Below are 15,468 nucleotides of genomic sequence, written 5' to 3' on the forward strand. Positions count from 1 at the left end.
TCTTTTGTCCCGGGGGTTCCACGGGGCGCTCATCATAACAGGACGGTCCTGCGCAAGACAGCAGGCCGTTATAGGGACGCAAGCCGCCATGCAAGTGAAACACCTGCTGCTGATCGCCATCCTCGCACTCACCGCTGCTTGTTCTTCGAAGAAAGAAGTCGTCGATGAAAACCTCAGCGAAGTCGAGCTGTACCAGCAGGCGCAGGCCGATCTGGACAACAACAGCTACAACAGCGCCACTGAAAAACTCAAGGCGCTGGAGTCACGCTATCCGTTCGGTCGTTACGCAGATCAAGCCCAATTGGAGCTGATCTACGCCAACTACAAGAATGGCGAGCCTGAGGCTGCAAAATCCGCTGCCGAGCGTTTTATACGCTTGCATCCCCAGCATCCGAACGTTGACTACGCCTATTACTTGAAAGGCCTGACCTCGTTTGACCAGGACGTCGGCCTGTTGGCGCGCTTCCTGCCGCTGGACCAGACCAAGCGTGACCCTGGCGCAGCGCGTGACTCCTACAATGAGTTCGCCCAACTGACCAGCCGCTACCCCAACAGCCGCTATGCCCCCGACGCCAAGCAGCGCATGATTTACCTGCGCAACCTGCTGGCTGCGTATGAAATCCACGTCGCTGACTACTACCTGACCCGTCAGGCCTACGTCGCCGCTGCCAACCGTGGTCGCTACGTTGTAGAAAACTTCCAGGAAACCCCAGCCGTCGGCGATGGTCTGGCCGTGATGGTCGAAGCCTATCAGCGCCTGCATCTGGACGACCTGGCCGACACCAGCCTTGAAGTGCTCAAGGCCAACTATCCGGACCACCCACAACTGGCCGATGGCAAGTTCGAACCAAGAGAGTCCGAAGCAGACAACCGCTCGTGGCTGTCCAAAGCGACATTGGGCCTGATCGAAAGCCGTCCGCCGCTGCCGCCTGGCCAGACTCGCGCCAACCAGGACGTGATCAAGCAGTACGAAGACGCCAAGGAAGCCATCCCTGCTGACCTCCTGCCAGAAAACCAGGCAGAGCTCGACGAACAGGAACACGAAGCCGAAGGCAACAACGACCGCTCCTGGTTCAGCTACGCGACATTCGGCGTATTTGACTGAATACACCGCTGTCACAAGAAAAGAGGTCCTTCGGGGCCTCTTTTTTATGCCCGGACACTTTATAAGCGCGCGCATCACTGTCCGGGCGGCAGCGCCTTGGCTACACTGCGAAATCTTCACTCACTAAGCTGGTAAACATGATTCGTTTGATTATGTGGATCGCCCTGATCATGGCGGCCATTTGGTTGTTCAAACGCCTTAAACGAGGCCCTGCTCCACGCCCCAAGGCACAACCACCGGAAATTGCGGCGGCGCCGATGGTCCGTTGCGCACAATGTGGCGTCCATGTTCCGCAGGATCGAGCGCTCAGTTCTGGTCAGCAATGGTATTGCAGCGAGCCGCATCGGCTTCAGGGCCCTGCGACACGTGACCGCTGAGACCCTGTCTCTCGCGACCCCCCAGGCGCAGCGCATTCTTCGGCTGTACCACCTTTATCGACTGACCATCGGTGTGATGCTGGTGCTGCTGATTTCCAGCAGCCTGGACGCCGAACTGCTCGAACTGGCCGACATCGACCTGTTCCGCACCGGATGCTGGCTGTATCTGGTGTTCAACATCTTGATCGTCGTGCTACTGGAACGCCCCACCAGTCAGGGTCAGCTGTTTCTGCTGGCGGTCGGCGACGCCTTTATGCTCTCGGCATTGTTCTACGCCGGCGGCGGTGCTCCCAGCGGCATCGGTAACCTGATCATCGCCTCGGTAGCAATCAGCAACGTGCTGCTGCGCAAGCGCCCCGGTTTGCTGATCGCGGCGATTTCGGCCATCGGTATCATTTATCTGACGTTTTACATCAGCTACCACAAGCCGTCGGCCGCCAATCACTACGTGCAGGCGGGCTCGCTGGGAGCGCTATGCTTTGCCGCAGCGTTGCTCGTTCAAGCGCTGGTGCGGCGACTGCAGGTCAGCGAAGACATCGCCGAGCAGCGTGCGGCAGATGTGAATAACCTCGAAGAGCTCAACGCGTTAATCCTGCAGCGCATGCGCACCGGCATTCTGGTGCTGGACGCCAAGCGCACCGTGCTGCTGGCTAATCAAAGCGCGCTAACGCTGCTGGGGCACGAAGAGCTGCTGGGACGAAACATTGATGATTATTCGTTGCCACTGGTCGATCGGCTGCGCCAGTGGCAGGTCAACCCGACACTGGCGCCGCGCAGCATTTCCACGTCTGCCATCGGGCCGGTGCTGCGCGCGGGGTTCATCGCGCTGACTCGCGGCAATCATCGCCACACGCTGGTTTTCCTCGAAGACCTCTCGCAAATCTCGCAACAGGCGCAGCAACTGAAACTCGCTGCGCTAGGCCGATTGACTGCCGGCATCGCCCACGAAATCCGCAATCCGCTGGGCGCCATCAGTCATGCGGCGCAGTTGCTGGGAGAGTCCGAGGAACTGGACGCCGCCGATCGGCGTCTCAGTCAAATCATCCAGGACCAGTCACGACGGATGAATCTGGTGATCGAGAACGTCTTGCAGCTGTCCCGCCGACGTCAGACCGAAGCCAATCTGCTCGACCTAAAGCAGTGGCTTGAACACTTCGTCAGTGAGCTTGGCCACTCCTTGACCGCCGATCAGCAGGTTCATCTTCAAACCGGCCCCGGCCTGCTCACAACCCGAATGGACGCCGAACAACTGCAGCAGGTCATGACCAATCTGGTGCAAAACGGCCTTCGCTACAGCGCGCAATACAACGAACGCGCGAACGTGTGGCTCAGGTTGTTTCATAACCCCATGAGCGAACTGCCGACGCTGGAAGTGCTGGATGACGGCCCCGGCGTTGCGCAGGAACACCTGACCAAGATCTTCGAACCGTTTTTCACCACAGAAAGTAATGGAACTGGCTTGGGCCTCTACCTCTCGCGTGAGTTGTGCGAAAGCAATCAGGCCAATCTGGATTACTCACCACGGGAAGGTGGCGGCAGCTGCATGCGGATTACCTTCGCCCATCCGTTCAAATTGAGTTGAACATGAGCCAACGGCAAAAGATCCTGATCGTCGACGATGAGCCCGACATCCGCGAACTGCTGGAGATCACTCTGGGGCGGATGAAGCTCGATACCCGCAGCGCGCGCAACGTCAAGGAAGCCCACGAGTGGCTGGCGCGCGAGCCGTTCGACCTGTGCCTCACTGACATGCGCCTGCCAGACGGCAACGGGCTGGAACTGGTTCAGCACATCCAGCAGCGTCACGCTCAGGTGCCGGTGGCCATGATCACGGCCCATGGCAGCCTCGATACAGCAATCCACGCCCTAAAGGCGGGGGCTTTTGACTTTCTGACCAAGCCGGTGGATCTGGGTCGGTTGCGCGAGTTAGTGAGCAGCGCCCTGCGCCTGCGTTTGCCGCCGTCCAGTGAGGTACGTCTGGACAGGCGGCTCCTGGGTAGCTCGCCGCCAATGGAAGCGTTGCGCAAGCAGATCAGCAAGCTGGCACGCAGCCAGGCGCCGATCTACATCAGCGGCGAATCTGGCAGCGGTAAGGAATTGGTGGCGCGCCTGATTCATGATCAAGGCCCTAGGGGCGATCAACCGTTCGTGCCGGTGAACTGCGGAGCAATCCCGTCTGATCTGATGGAAAGCGAGTTCTTCGGCCACCGTAAAGGGAGTTTCACCGGCGCCCATGAAGACAAGCCAGGCCTGTTTCAGGCGGCTAATGGCGGAACCTTGTTCCTCGATGAAGTGGCAGACCTGCCCTTGGCAATGCAGGTCAAACTGCTGCGTGCCATACAGGAAAAATCCGTGCGAGCCATTGGCGGCCAGCAGGAAGTCGTGGTGGACGTGCGCGTGCTCTGCGCCACCCACAAGGACCTGAGCGCAGAAGTAGCCGCCGGCCGGTTTCGCCAGGATTTGTACTACCGGCTAAACGTGATTGAACTGCGTGTGCCTTCGCTGCGCGAGCGGCGGGAAGACATCGAAGAGTTGGCCAACAGCGTGCTAAAGCGGCTAAGCATTAATAACGTCCAACCCCCCGCTCGCTTGCAGCCCAAAGCACTCGACGCGCTAAAGAACTATCGCTTCCCCGGCAATGTGCGCGAACTGGAAAACATGCTCGAACGCGCCTACACGCTGTGCGACAACGACCAGATCAATGCCGACGATCTGCGCCTGGCCGAGCCCATCAACACCCATGAACAGGGCGATCCCAACCTGGCGGACATCGACAATCTCGAGGACTACCTGGAAAGCATCGAACGCAAACTGATCTTGCAGGCGCTCGAAGAAACCCGATGGAACAGAACAGCGGCGGCCCAGCGATTGAACCTGTCGTTTCGTTCGATGCGTTATCGGTTGAAGAAGTTGGGGCTGGATTAAAGCTTTCCAGTGACCGGGGCTTTATAAGTCCCAAATAGGGTCTTATCGCTCCCTTTTTGGGACCCTAAGGATGCTGTCATGTCACTGGCCAACGCGCTTTTTACTACTACCCAGCAAAGGCTGTTGGGCCTCTTGTACGGCAATCCGGACCGAAGCTATTTCACTAATGAAATCGCTCGCTGGGCTCAGGTCGGTAAAGGAAGTCTCGTGCGTGAGCTTACCCGTCTGCAGGGTGCAGGGATCATCAGCATCAGGCCCATCGGCAATCAGACTCATTACCAAGCTAACCCCGAATGCCCTATCTTTAGCGAGCTGGTCGCCATCGTTCGAAAAACCTTCGGCATCGCAGATCACATTCGCGCAGAGCTGGCGCCATTTTCATGCAGAATTTGCTGGGCCTTCATTTACGGGTCGATCGCAAAAGGCAACGCGCACACGTCCAGTGACATTGATCTCATGCTGATTGGGGACGGCCTCAGCTATAGCGAAGTGATGGAGCGTATGATCCTCCTCGAAGCGCGTCTGGCGCGGACGATAAATCCGACGCTTTACACGACCGCCGACTGGCTGGCCAAGCTGGATGCCGGTAACAGCTTCGTGCAGCGAGTCTGGCAGCAGGAAAAAATCCAAATCATTGGCAGTGACCCAAGAGAACCCAAGGATGGGCAATCATGACAACCTCGACAACCTGGTACGTAGCGGCGGACTCAAAGTCGAACCGCCTGATCAAAGGGAATGCAAGGGTTTGACTGAGTCCGCAAAGGATCGCCTGCATGACGCCCGCAACCCGACGCTTTCCTTTGCAAGCCGTTTCGATCTCGCCTACAGCGCTGCACATGCTCTGGCTTTGGCAGCCTTAAGATTGCGCGGGTACCGCTCAGACCGACGCTATTTGGTCTTCCAATGCCTTTCACACAGCCAGCGTCACCCACGTACAGATGAGGCTTTTCGCTCTCTGCCATGAGCGGCGAAACCTTGCGGAATATGAAGGCTATATGGATGTGGACGAGTCATTGCTTGCGGAGCGGATTGTTAATACCGAAAAACTAAAGGACTACCTCGATAACGCGCTGTAATGCTGGTTTGAGATCCGCCCCCGAACCGAATACAGCGCTGGATCAATGATCGGCGCCTGCCCCAACAGCAGGTCCGTCAGCAACTGACACGACGCCGGCGCCAGCACCAGACCGTTTCGGTAATGCCCGCAGTTCAGCCATAACCCTTCGAAACCCGGCACGGGCCCGATAAAGGGGATGCCTTCAGGTGAGCCCGGCCGCAGGCCCGCCCAATGCGCTACCACTTGGGCATCGGCCAACGAGGGAATTAGCTCGACGGCGGACGCTTTCAGGCTCTCCAGCGCATTTTCGGTGGGTGTCTTGTCGAAACCCTCATGCTCCAGCGTACTGCCGATGAGGATGTGACCATCGCGGCGCGGGATCGCGTAACGGCCTTTGGCAAGAACCATGCTCGGTAAGAAATCCGACGCGCACTTATAGAGAATCATCTGGCCTTTTACTGGCTCAACCGGCAGATCCAGGCCTAGCGACGCCAGCAGTTCTCCGCTCCAGGCACCCGCCGCCAAGACCACTCGATCACCCAAAACATCGCCCGCCGCCGTGCTAACGCCGAGGACTCGATCGCCTTCGCGCAGAAACCCGGTCACGGCCGACTGCTCATGAATCGTCACATTCGGCAGCGCCAGCAAAGCGGCTTTCAGCGATTTGACCAGCCGGGGATTGCGCACGTTGGCAATATTGGCCATGTGAATTGCGCGCCGATATCCGCCGCCCAACGCCGGCACTGCGTCATACACCGATGAGATATCCACAGCACTCAACGGACGGTTCTGTTTGGCAGCCCAGGCCAACGCGTCGGTTTCGTCGTCCAGATCCAGCCAGTACAAACCGGTTTTGTGAACTTCAGGATCAATCCCTGTGGCAGCGAACAGGCGCTGCGCCAACTGCGGATAAAAATCTTGGGACCAATGCGCCAGCGCCGTCACGGCGGGGCTGTATCGCCACGGGTAAAGCGGCGAAACGATCCCGCCTCCAGCCCATGAAGACTCCTGCCCGACGGCTGAGCGGTCGAGCAAGACCACACTCACGCCCGCTGACGCGAGGTTGAAGGCGGTGAGCAGGCCTATGACGCCGCCGCCGATGATGATGACTTGCTGCTTGGACATAAGATGCTCAATGCGGAAATTGAAGACTTACCGGCTCCAGCATGTGGTCGTCGTTGCGCCCCCTGTCAGGCCGGTATTGCTGCGCTTACCTGTGTTATCGATAACGAAACTGCCGCACTTATCCCCGACCATCGTGGCAGTCGGCGTCGCGGTAAGGGTAAATGCCTGGGCGTTGGTGCGGTCGGCAGCGATCGTATAGAAGCCATTACTCGCTGGGATGGAGAGCGTCACGGCGGGCACCGATCCTGCTGCAGCGACATCCGCATAGGTCCCGTTTCGGGAATAAAACCGTTCGAGGCTTTGAGTGACTTCGGACAGCAGCCCGGCGATTTCCGAACGATGGGTGCGCCTGACGTATTCGGTGTAGCTGGGATAGGCAATCGCCGCAAGGATGCCGATGATCGCAACTACGATCATCAGCTCAATGAGGGTGAAACCTTTTGATCTCTCAAACATGACTCGTCGTCCCTACTGAATTTGTCGCCACATGATCCGTTGATACGTATTGGCGGTCCCGCCCTTCTCAAGAATCTTGAGCGGCGCACCCCCACTGGAATCGAGCAGGTACTTATTATCGTTGGCGCCGGAAGTACCAGAAATTATGGAGGCCAGCGTCGGGATACCGGTATTGACCGCCAGTCCGCTGACCAGAGTGTCAGCGATGGAAATGTCGTTGTCGCCGTTGGTATCAAGCACCTGGTAGTTGAGCATCCCGCCTTTGGCGGCGTCCAGCTCGAACAATCGACCGGTGCCCGTACTTTCGCACGGGTCCGATGAGTTGACCGACGCAGTGGTGAAGATGATACGGCCACGACTGGTCTGGGCGGGATAGATAATCCGCTCCCCAAGGTAAGGACTTGCTGTCGCGAGCGGCATGTACCAGCCTTTCTTGCTGGACCAATCGACATCATTGGTGGTGCTGGTGAAGTAAGTATTGCCGTTGCCGGTGACACTGCCCGTGACTTGTTGCACCTGCAGCCCGGTTTCAACAATATTTCCCGCGCCCTGATCGGCATCCCAGATCGCATAGAAATCTTGCTGAGCAGTGGTTTGCTTATCGGCAGTTTCGAGGAATTTCCCGGTGCCGAAATACACCAGTTTTCCGTTAAGCGGATGATCGAGCAGCAACGGCTGCACCGTAATCGGTTGGTCCGCACCACGGGGTGCCGTGAATAACGGCTTATTGCTGAAAGCGACCTTCCAGGTATCAGCGGTAGCGCCACTGAGATCGAACTTCCATAGCCGACCTTTCAGATCCCCGGCATAAGCGGCAACTACAACATTCTGAGCATTGACTCGCAATTTCACCGACGACAAGCCGTTATCGCTCTCTCCGGTGGCAGTCGGTAACGGAGGGATAGGGATTTTCTTGATCAGCTTTCCTGTCTTGATATTGACTACGAAGAGTGCGGCTGACCCGCTGTAACTCCCGTATCCATTACCCAAAACGGCGATACCGGTGCCGTCCGCCATTCGCGCCACATCCGGCTTGGAATAGGCATAACCCAGATCATTGAAATCATTAGCAGGGGTATTGGCGTCAGGCGCCTTGATTTCCCATAGAGCGTTGATTGTGTTGTTGATTGTATTGGTTGTCCCGGAAGCGACCTGGGCGGCCAGCTGTATTGCGTAATACGCCTTGCCCCCTGCGCCTGTGCCGCCTAGAGCGACGGTTTGCCAGTTCCCTCCGGCATCAAGCTGGGTATCGAAAATGCTGATCTGCCCGTCCAGGGTGAATTTGTGCATCCCCTGTCCGTAGTCCGGGTCGGATACCGTGATCAGAGAAGGCAATACGGTAGACGGCATGTACGCATATCGCTGGGTGCCATCATCGGGGTTGATGACATGCATGAACCCATCGTTGGCGTTGACCAGCAGGTTGGAGTTCATGCCGGCCGCCTTCGTCGTCAGATAGCTCGTATACGTGGCATCACCGACCAGATCGGCCGCCGTCTGATTGGAAGGAAGCGCTGCCGCCAGAGGCGAGCTGACGATGTCGCCCAATAACCGGGTTCTAGGCCTGAGACCGTTCTTGGCCGTGCCCTTGGCCCAATTGATCAGATCTGTTCCGGTGATGCCGTATTGCAGCGCGGTCCCCGCCGGTATGGTTTGCGTCAGCGACAATTGCTGCGCCGCAGAGAAGTTGGTGTAGTTCAACGTGATAGGCAAGGACGTTGCCGTATTGAACGACTGATAAACGGGCGCAGTTGCCGTATTAACGATCTTGGTGTCTGTCGTCCAGACCGCAGCACTCAGATTTCCTGAACTGTCCAGGTTGTAAGCCCTGACTGTGCCGTGCCAGTCCGACGGATCGTATAACGTTTGGTAAAAGCGGGAGCCAGTCGTCAGCGTCGTTGAGTTCGCCGCCCCGCCACCGCCAGAGCCAGCCTTGGCGTTGATGTCGCTCAAAGCGCCGTTCAATGCGTCCGTCAGTCCTGCAGAATCGTTAGCCTGATAGTACTGACCATGGCCGTATGCAGCCGCATCGATGAGCATCTGGTTCGAGACAGTGAACCCGACGGTATAAGTGGTCATGTTCTGTTGTACGAAGCCTGTGGCATCCCAGCTTTTGCTCGCCAGATCCAGCGATGGCGTACTGGTGGGTTTCCGCATATCGATGTCGTAGGCGAACTTGGCAAGGTCATCCAGATACAGCGTATCGCCGTCCGCGTTGGAGCCGGTTCGGGGCCCGTCATTATTGATACCGTCCCAGTTGGGTAACTTGCCTGCGGCATCGGTGTCATCGGACTGCGGAAAACTACGGTCAACCGAGGGAAGACCGTCCGTGACAACTACGCCATAGTTTTTCTGACAGCGATATTGAATCGGACTTGTGTAGTTGACCCGGGTGGCATAAGCCGATGACATTCCGCGAAAATACCGAGTGATCTCATAATAAGTCTGGGCCAAAGGAGTGCCGCCATCTGGATCAAGCGAGGTAATTGCCGCCTGCAACGCGTCGTAGTTGGCTTTGACCGTAATGTCGCTGACCGCCCTGACAATTTTGTTGCCGTTGGAGGGGTTTAACGCGGCCAACCCAATGCGAATCGCCTGATTATTCAGGACAACGTTGGCAGCTACCGATTTGGCAACGCCCATTCGATAGGTCAGCGGAATGCTGCCAGTGGTGTAATCCCTATAGCTTCCGCCTGCGTTTTTCACCAGCCAGGACAGATATTTGGCGGTGTAATAAGTATTCCTGCCGCCAACAGGGTCTGGAAGCTTTAAACAGACAGAGTTGCCAGTGGAGACGTTGTAAAACAGGTACGAGCTTGAATTGAAGTTGTTACAACTCGCGTTGTATAGGTTTCCCAACAACACGTTATCTGCCGTAACGACCTGACATCCGAATAAACCAAGCTGGCAGTTATAGATGGCGGGCAGCGTTGTATCAGTAGGGTCGAAACTTGAAGCCCAAATGATGTTATTCATACTGCCGGAGTCATCCACCAGCAACATCAGGTTCGGCGGCACTGCGGCTGCGCTCAACAACGGAACCTGAGCCGGGGTAAATGCATAGACAGGGGCACACAAATACAACGAGATCAGGATGCCGTAGACGTACTTCATAAAACGACCACGGACATCAGCAGTTCGCATAAATGCTCTCCAGTACCGTCTTGGAATTGCCCCGGTTGCCGACGCCGGTCACCCGATACAGCGTAACGGATGAACTTGAAGAACAGTTCGGCGGGCGATTGATCGGCGCAGTCGTTGTTCCAAGATTTTGAATCCCGTAAAAGCCGTTGGCGACAGTCACCCAATTAACACCTGTCGTTCCATTAGTACCTGCGCTGAGGACAGTGGAGATCGACTCCGGAGGGGGTGCGCACTTTGGCTTATCTACTTTATTACACGGGGCTAATGCGAATCCTGTCGCCTGAATCGAGGCCTCCCCTAATCGCAGCGCCGCCTCTGCCGCTTGAAATGAAACATTGCGCATCATCACGCTGCTCGCCATTTTTTCCTGCAATGTCGCGTTCTGCATGGAGGAAACACCAAGCAGGGTCAGCAACAGCAGAAAAACCAGACTCACCAGTAACACAGCGCCGCGCTGAGTGCGCCCGAAAGATTCGACTGGTGAGGCACCGCTAAGTATTGTCGTCATACCGTTCAGCCCGTTCAAAATCGATTTCGCAGAGTGGCGACTGCGTTATATGTCTGATCCCGGACTTTGTTATCCGGGTCGCTCAACGTCAGGGTCAGGCGCACACTTCTTACGTCGGCAGCATTTGCCGTGGTGATATTCGATGTATAACTCATCGGGCTTCCAACCATGCCGAAAGAAACCGCAAATGCTTTTACGTTGTTGACCACGGATGCAGCCGCGGGCGCCCCCGCAGTCACCAACTGCATGCGCAAATCGGTTCCCACCAGGCTATAAATTAGCTGTCGTAACGGAAAACTGGTTAGATCATTTACGTTTCTTGTACCGGTATACAGTTGAGCCGTCGTCTGGCAATCAGAGACAATCGTCCAAGTAGGTACGCCACCGTTAAGTCCAATATCAGCCGTAACCAACGTCAGCACTTTATTAGTGTTATCCCAAAGAATCGGATTATTCATGGCAGCAGGTTGAGCGATCGCCGGCGCTACAATATTCGAATCCAGCTTAAGGCAACCGTACATGCCGGTCATACGAATTTCCTGGATCAGCTTGCTCAGTATGAAGCGCGCATCCTCTTGCATCCTCGCGGACGAGTTTTGTGTCAGATACGTCCCGCGTGACGCGGTAAATATCTGAATGATGCCCAAGGTAACGATAAGCCCCAAGACCAAAGCAACCATGATTTCTATCAGGCCGAAGCCTTTTGAGCGCTGCATCATGGACTCACCACTGGATTGCCAATGCGCGAACTTAAAACAAAGGATTGGGCCGTTACGGCCGTAGCGCCGGTTGCGACTCCGCTAGCACTGCCAGCCCGCGTGTCATCCCAAGTGATGGTGATTGTGACTATTGGCTTTGCAACAACAATGCTGCTATTTGCGCCGGAAGCACCTGCAAAGTTAGTGACGTTGGTCCTGAAATCGAAGAGGTCCTGATCCCTGGCCACATTAAGGTTAGCGGCGGGCGCAGCCGACAAATTGGCAAGACTATAAGTAGCAAGCACATCGGTCGTACCATTGGCAGTTGCGTTACCGTCCACGTTCGCCCGAATCCTGTCCAGCATGTCGTATGCGATAAAGCTGGCCTGGCTGGTCATAGTCGAACTGTCGGTGTACTTCAGCGCATTGAGCTGAAGTGCCGCCGCCCCCAACAGTCCAATGGCAAGAATCAGCACCGAGATCAGAACTTCGATTAGCGTCATCCCTGATTGATGATGTCTGCTGTCCCGGCGCATCAGCATCCTCCACCCAAAACAATTCGCCCATTCAGGCAAACGTTGATGGTTTTGGTATTGCTACCCAAAGCATACGCGATAGCCACCGAAGTGCTGGGAGTAACCAGCCCCCCGAGGTTATTGAACTCTATGTAAGTCACACTTGGAATCGTAACGGTGGCGCCGCTACTCATGGGGGCAACGATGCGTATCGGGACCGAACTTGCGCTATTAGGTGACAGCACGACTCTTAACTCCGTGTTCCATGCCGCGTTGGCTGTGCTGGGGCGCAACTGAACGTTCACGCCACGATTGATCGCCTCCAGCCTCGTGAAGTTAAGAGCGCGCTGAAGGTCACTCACCTCTGTATCTGCTTTGGAGTTTCTAATAGCGGAGCTGAAATTGGGAATTGCGACAGCCGCAAGGATTCCCAGCAATGAAACCGCGACTAACAATTCGACGAGGCTGAAAGCCTTGGACAGATGGCGCATTGAGTGTCTCCTGGACGGCCTGACTATAGGGCAGCACTCGTCGCCAAAAATCCACGGCGGGATATACGGTAGTTTTGTCTGGATGAATGCCCTGATGGAACTCAGGGCACTACTTGAGCCGGAAGATTACAGGAACGGGAGGCAGTTGGCGCTGGTCATGCCGCGGTTGCTGCGCAAGATTTTGTTCATTGCCGCAGGCCGGTTTCAGGCTTGATGAGGCTCAGAGAGGATCACCCCTCACCGCCCCCAACACCCCAAAACACTGGCATCGCCCGACATCCCCACATTGTCGCGCTTGCCAGTGTTTTCCAGGACAAACCCTCCACATTTATCACCCTCCATCATCGCTGTAGAGGCAATGGCCGTCAGGACGAAAGTCTGCTCTGTCCTCTGCACGGTGAGTGTGTAAAACGCGTTGCCCGGGGAGACCTGATGATCGCGTGGCGGGGGGCCGACGGAGTCGGTGTATTGACCGGTCTTCGAGTAGAACCGCTCAAGCCGTTGTGCCTCTTGCGTCAGCAAGGCGGCAATTTCCGAGCGGCGGGTTTTCTTCACGTACTCGCTGTAATTGGGGTAGCCGACGGCAGCCAGGATGCCAATCACGCCGACGACGATCATCAGCTCTATCAATGTGAATCCGCCGTTACGCTTCAACCGCGCGCTTGCCATCATTGACGTTGGCGCCAGAGGATTCTGCGTTGCTCGGTGTGTACGCTTTCCAACACGGTTCGGGCGTCACCCTGAATAGCGACGGCGGTGACTCGGTACAAGGTCCATTCGGTTTTGTCGCCCACCGGCCTGACGTTCACCGGATCGTCGGTTTTGGCGAAATGCTGTAGCGCATAAAAGCCGCCCTCCACCGCGACCCACTTCACACCGGAACCTCCTGCCGCCCCGGCACCCGACACTGAAAACGCCTCGGGAGGCGGCGCGCATGCAGTAGCAGACCCGCAAACAGGGAGCGTAAACCCCGTCGCCTTGACCTGCGCCTCCCCTGCTCGAAGCACGCTTTCCGCCGAATGAAACGCCGCCTGGCGCAGGTTCAGGCTGCCCGCCATTTTTTCCTGCAGCGTCGCGTTTTGCAGAGAAGAAAGGCCCAGCATGCTCAGCAATAACAGGAACACGAGGCTAACGATCAATACCGTGCCGCGCTGGGCTTTCGCCTTATGAACTCGCTTGGATCTGCTCATGGAAGGCGATTGCGCAAGGCGGAGACGACGCTGTATGTCTGCTCTTTCACGCGGCCTGCTGGATCGGCAAGCACCAGGTTGACTCGCACGCTGCGTATCAAGGCGGGATCACCGGGATTTTCCACGTAGCGAGCAATGGCCGATTCGAACCGTCCGGAAGCGACGCCGAACAGCACGTTGAAGTCGCTGACGTGACTGATCAATGCACGGTTATTCAGTGTCAGCTCTGCCCTGCGAGCGTTGTAGGCATAGACCTGCTGATGCACGGGAAATCTCAGCTCGCCAGTCCCTTTATCCTGGGAAAAGGCCTCTGCGAACGAAGAGCAATCCGTCTGGACCGTCCAGGTCGGTTCGCCTTGTAGCCTGTCGACGGGAGCGGTGATCAACGTCAACGAGCGAGACCCTGGCTGCCAAGTGATAGGCGCCTTGAACGCGGCAGCGAAATCGCCTTTATCGCTGACGTCCGTCACTGCCGCCAGACAACCAAACGTTCCAACCATGCGCACGTCCTGCGCTACTTTGTTGAGTACAAAACGCGCGTCCTCCTGCAGATTGGCGGACGCCGTCTGACTCAGGTAGGTGTCTTTCGAACTGATGAACAGTTGGACGAGCGCCAACGACATCAACAAACCAAGCGTCATCGCGACCATCAACTCGATCAAGCCAAAGCCGTTGCAGTCGTACTTCATGGCCGATCGCCCGCGTCTGCGGAGACGATGCTGCTCAGGGTGAATGTTTCGGTGTGATCTTCCTCTTGAGCGCCCCGGGCATCATTCCAATCGATCTCGACGGTGACGGCGTTGCCTGTGACGAAAATACGACTTTCGGCGCCATCCCCAGCAAAGTGCTTTACGTTGATCGCAAAATCGAACAGATCTTGCTGACGAGGGTTGTCGTGATTGCTGGAGGTCGGTGCCTGGCTCAGTGAGCCCAGCGAGTAATTAGCGTCGGGATTGGCCCGCATGCGCTCGATCATGTCGTGGGCGATGAAGCTCGCCTGGGTGTTGCGCAAAGCGCTGTCGGTGAATTTAAGCGCGTTGAGTTGAACGGCTGCCGCACCCAGAACCCCCACAGATAAGATCAACAACGCGACCATGACTTCGATCAACGTCATCCCTGACTCGCGCACTCCTTGTGATCGTGTCGTCAATGCCCTGCCCCCAAGTCCATTTGCTTACCCCATTGAAGCCGAGGATTTCGAGATTGCTCGCAGCGACTGGCATTGGTGTGTAACGCCCGTTTTCCGACATAACGACTCACACACGCGGCGCGCAGATCGCCTTGTTCATGGATCTGAAACAGTGTCTGCTCTGCCCTGCGTCGCAGGACCGTCGACGGCAAACTCTGCTCAAGGAGGCGAGCGTTGAAGCAGCGAGGATTTACCTTGGTGGAGTTATTGGTGGTGCTGGTGTTGATTGCAATCATGACGGGCATTGCGCTACCGGCGTTTAAACACTTGATCGAATCACAGCGTCGGCAGGATGCCGCTCAACAATTGGTCAGCGGGATACGCATGGCCAGAGCCGAAGCCATCGTGCGCAATCAGGTGGTGGTCATTGCCCCCATAAAAAGCGACTGGAGCAACGGCTGGCGCACGTTCGTCGACGCCAATCTCAATGGATTGAAAGACGACGACGAAACCATACTGCTGGAAAGGGCGGGTTATCGCGGGGTAAAAGTGGTTGGGAACAGCAAGGTCCGGCAGTCGATCCCGTTTGACAGCACAGGCGGATCAACCACTGGCGGTACGGGCAATGGCACCTTGTTCATCTGTGAAAAAGGCCGGGCGGCGAGCCAGTATCGCGTGATACTGGCCCCATCAGGACGCGCCAGGATTGCTCGCGACGAGGTGGCCACTGGGCTTTGCGGCTAAGACG

17 protein-coding genes and 1 pseudogene are annotated in these 15,468 nt (G+C 56.7%); 7 read left to right on the forward strand and 11 right to left on the reverse strand.

All coding sequences use genetic code 11. The annotated features are described in order from the left end of the window. Positions 1-88: 88 nt before the first annotated feature. The 6 genes and pseudogenes from bamD (at position 89) to ACWKV9_RS21045 (ending at position 5,483) form a co-directional block, all read left to right on the forward strand. The gene (bamD, locus tag ACWKV9_RS21020) at positions 89-1,105 is read left to right on the forward strand and encodes an outer membrane protein assembly factor BamD (RefSeq protein ID WP_483838053.1); all 1,017 of its coding nucleotides are present in this window, start codon (positions 89-91) and stop codon (positions 1,103-1,105) included. 137 nt (positions 1,106-1,242) lie between these two features. After that, positions 1,243-1,482 (forward strand): PP0621 family protein, encoded by a 240-nt coding sequence (locus ACWKV9_RS21025; protein WP_483838054.1) that lies wholly within the window; start codon positions 1,243-1,245, stop codon positions 1,480-1,482. Beyond that, positions 1,472-3,064: a sensor histidine kinase gene (locus ACWKV9_RS21030; RefSeq protein ID WP_483838055.1), complete on the forward strand. Its 1,593-nt coding sequence runs from the start codon at positions 1,472-1,474 to the stop codon at positions 3,062-3,064. Before ACWKV9_RS21025 ends, ACWKV9_RS21030 begins: the two co-directional genes overlap by 11 nt. A gap of 2 nt (positions 3,065-3,066) precedes the next feature. Continuing rightward, positions 3,067-4,407, forward strand: a complete 1,341-nt coding sequence (locus ACWKV9_RS21035; RefSeq protein ID WP_483838056.1) for a sigma-54-dependent transcriptional regulator — start codon at positions 3,067-3,069, stop codon at positions 4,405-4,407. Positions 4,408-4,485: 78 nt separating this feature from the next. Further along, positions 4,486-5,082: a nucleotidyltransferase domain-containing protein gene (locus ACWKV9_RS21040; protein ID WP_483838057.1), complete on the forward strand. Its 597-nt coding sequence runs from the start codon at positions 4,486-4,488 to the stop codon at positions 5,080-5,082. After that, positions 5,069-5,483: pseudogene (locus ACWKV9_RS21045) on the forward strand (hypothetical protein). The gene ACWKV9_RS21040 and the pseudogene ACWKV9_RS21045 overlap by 14 nt, the downstream one beginning before the upstream one ends. On the opposite strand, the gene thiO reads toward ACWKV9_RS21045, so the two are convergent. The 11 genes from thiO to pilV (ACWKV9_RS21100) form a co-directional block, all read right to left on the reverse strand. Beyond that, positions 5,462-6,589 carry a glycine oxidase ThiO gene (thiO, locus tag ACWKV9_RS21050; protein WP_483838058.1) on the reverse strand — a complete coding sequence of 376 codons (1,128 nt, stop codon included), beginning with the start codon at positions 6,587-6,589 and terminating at the stop codon, positions 5,462-5,464. The pseudogene ACWKV9_RS21045 and the gene thiO sit on opposite strands and share 22 nt — an antisense overlap. A gap of 27 nt (positions 6,590-6,616) precedes the next feature. Then, positions 6,617-7,045 (reverse strand): type IV pilin protein, encoded by a 429-nt coding sequence (locus ACWKV9_RS21055; protein ID WP_483838059.1) that lies wholly within the window; start codon positions 7,043-7,045, stop codon positions 6,617-6,619. A gap of 12 nt (positions 7,046-7,057) precedes the next feature. Beyond that, on the reverse strand, positions 7,058-10,189 hold the full coding sequence (locus ACWKV9_RS21060; protein ID WP_483838060.1) for a pilus assembly protein: 3,132 nt from the start codon (positions 10,187-10,189) through the stop codon (positions 7,058-7,060). Beyond that, positions 10,176-10,697: a pilus assembly PilX family protein gene (locus ACWKV9_RS21065; RefSeq protein WP_483838061.1), complete on the reverse strand. Its 522-nt coding sequence runs from the start codon at positions 10,695-10,697 to the stop codon at positions 10,176-10,178. The genes ACWKV9_RS21060 and ACWKV9_RS21065 overlap by 14 nt, the downstream gene beginning before the upstream one ends. Before the next feature lie 14 nt (positions 10,698-10,711). Continuing rightward, a complete protein-coding gene (locus ACWKV9_RS21070) occupies positions 10,712-11,416 on the reverse strand; it encodes a PilW family protein (protein WP_483838062.1) in 705 nt (234 codons plus the stop codon). Next, on the reverse strand, positions 11,413-11,931 hold the full coding sequence (pilV, locus tag ACWKV9_RS21075; protein ID WP_483838063.1) for a type IV pilus modification protein PilV: 519 nt from the start codon (positions 11,929-11,931) through the stop codon (positions 11,413-11,415). The genes ACWKV9_RS21070 and pilV (ACWKV9_RS21075) overlap by 4 nt, the downstream gene beginning before the upstream one ends. Continuing rightward, positions 11,931-12,401 carry a GspH/FimT family pseudopilin gene (locus ACWKV9_RS21080; RefSeq protein ID WP_483838064.1) on the reverse strand — a complete coding sequence of 157 codons (471 nt, stop codon included), beginning with the start codon at positions 12,399-12,401 and terminating at the stop codon, positions 11,931-11,933. The genes pilV (ACWKV9_RS21075) and ACWKV9_RS21080 overlap by 1 nt, the downstream gene beginning before the upstream one ends. A gap of 237 nt (positions 12,402-12,638) precedes the next feature. Continuing rightward, a complete protein-coding gene (locus ACWKV9_RS21085; protein WP_483838065.1) occupies positions 12,639-13,073 on the reverse strand; it encodes a type IV pilin protein in 435 nt (144 codons plus the stop codon). Continuing rightward, positions 13,070-13,591, reverse strand: a complete 522-nt coding sequence (locus ACWKV9_RS21090) for a PilX N-terminal domain-containing pilus assembly protein (protein WP_483838066.1) — start codon at positions 13,589-13,591, stop codon at positions 13,070-13,072. The genes ACWKV9_RS21085 and ACWKV9_RS21090 overlap by 4 nt, the downstream gene beginning before the upstream one ends. Continuing rightward, positions 13,588-14,280, reverse strand: coding sequence for a PilW family protein (locus tag ACWKV9_RS21095; protein ID WP_483838067.1), 693 nt, complete (start codon positions 14,278-14,280; stop codon positions 13,588-13,590). The genes ACWKV9_RS21090 and ACWKV9_RS21095 overlap by 4 nt, the downstream gene beginning before the upstream one ends. Next, positions 14,277-14,720 (reverse strand): type IV pilus modification protein PilV, encoded by a 444-nt coding sequence (gene pilV / locus ACWKV9_RS21100; RefSeq protein ID WP_483838068.1) that lies wholly within the window; start codon positions 14,718-14,720, stop codon positions 14,277-14,279. Before pilV (ACWKV9_RS21100) ends, ACWKV9_RS21095 begins: the two co-directional genes overlap by 4 nt. 234 nt (positions 14,721-14,954) lie before the next feature. Between pilV (ACWKV9_RS21100) and ACWKV9_RS21105 the strand changes: the two genes are divergently transcribed. Next, positions 14,955-15,464, forward strand: coding sequence for a GspH/FimT family pseudopilin (locus tag ACWKV9_RS21105; protein ID WP_483838069.1), 510 nt, complete (start codon positions 14,955-14,957; stop codon positions 15,462-15,464). Positions 15,465-15,468 lie beyond the last annotated feature (4 nt).

The sequence above is a fragment of the Pseudomonas corni genome (assembly GCF_057128765.1).

Coding starts and splice junctions, on each gene's coding strand:
- bamD (WP_483838053.1), top strand. CDS start 89: ATGCAAGTGAAACACCTGCTGCTGATCGCCATCCTCGCACTCACCGCT.
- ACWKV9_RS21025 (WP_483838054.1), top strand. CDS start 1,243: ATGATTCGTTTGATTATGTGGATCGCCCTGATCATGGCGGCCATTTGG.
- ACWKV9_RS21035 (WP_483838056.1), top strand. CDS start 3,067: ATGAGCCAACGGCAAAAGATCCTGATCGTCGACGATGAGCCCGACATC.
- ACWKV9_RS21040 (WP_483838057.1), top strand. CDS start 4,486: ATGTCACTGGCCAACGCGCTTTTTACTACTACCCAGCAAAGGCTGTTG.
- thiO (WP_483838058.1), bottom strand. CDS start 6,589: ATGTCCAAGCAGCAAGTCATCATCATCGGCGGCGGCGTCATAGGCCTG.
- ACWKV9_RS21055 (WP_483838059.1), bottom strand. CDS start 7,045: ATGTTTGAGAGATCAAAAGGTTTCACCCTCATTGAGCTGATGATCGTA.
- ACWKV9_RS21060 (WP_483838060.1), bottom strand. CDS start 10,189: ATGCGAACTGCTGATGTCCGTGGTCGTTTTATGAAGTACGTCTACGGC.
- ACWKV9_RS21065 (WP_483838061.1), bottom strand. CDS start 10,697: ATGACGACAATACTTAGCGGTGCCTCACCAGTCGAATCTTTCGGGCGC.
- ACWKV9_RS21070 (WP_483838062.1), bottom strand. CDS start 11,416: ATGATGCAGCGCTCAAAAGGCTTCGGCCTGATAGAAATCATGGTTGCT.
- pilV (WP_483838063.1), bottom strand. CDS start 11,931: ATGCGCCGGGACAGCAGACATCATCAATCAGGGATGACGCTAATCGAA.
- ACWKV9_RS21080 (WP_483838064.1), bottom strand. CDS start 12,401: ATGCGCCATCTGTCCAAGGCTTTCAGCCTCGTCGAATTGTTAGTCGCG.
- ACWKV9_RS21085 (WP_483838065.1), bottom strand. CDS start 13,073: ATGATGGCAAGCGCGCGGTTGAAGCGTAACGGCGGATTCACATTGATA.
- ACWKV9_RS21090 (WP_483838066.1), bottom strand. CDS start 13,591: ATGAGCAGATCCAAGCGAGTTCATAAGGCGAAAGCCCAGCGCGGCACG.
- ACWKV9_RS21095 (WP_483838067.1), bottom strand. CDS start 14,280: ATGAAGTACGACTGCAACGGCTTTGGCTTGATCGAGTTGATGGTCGCG.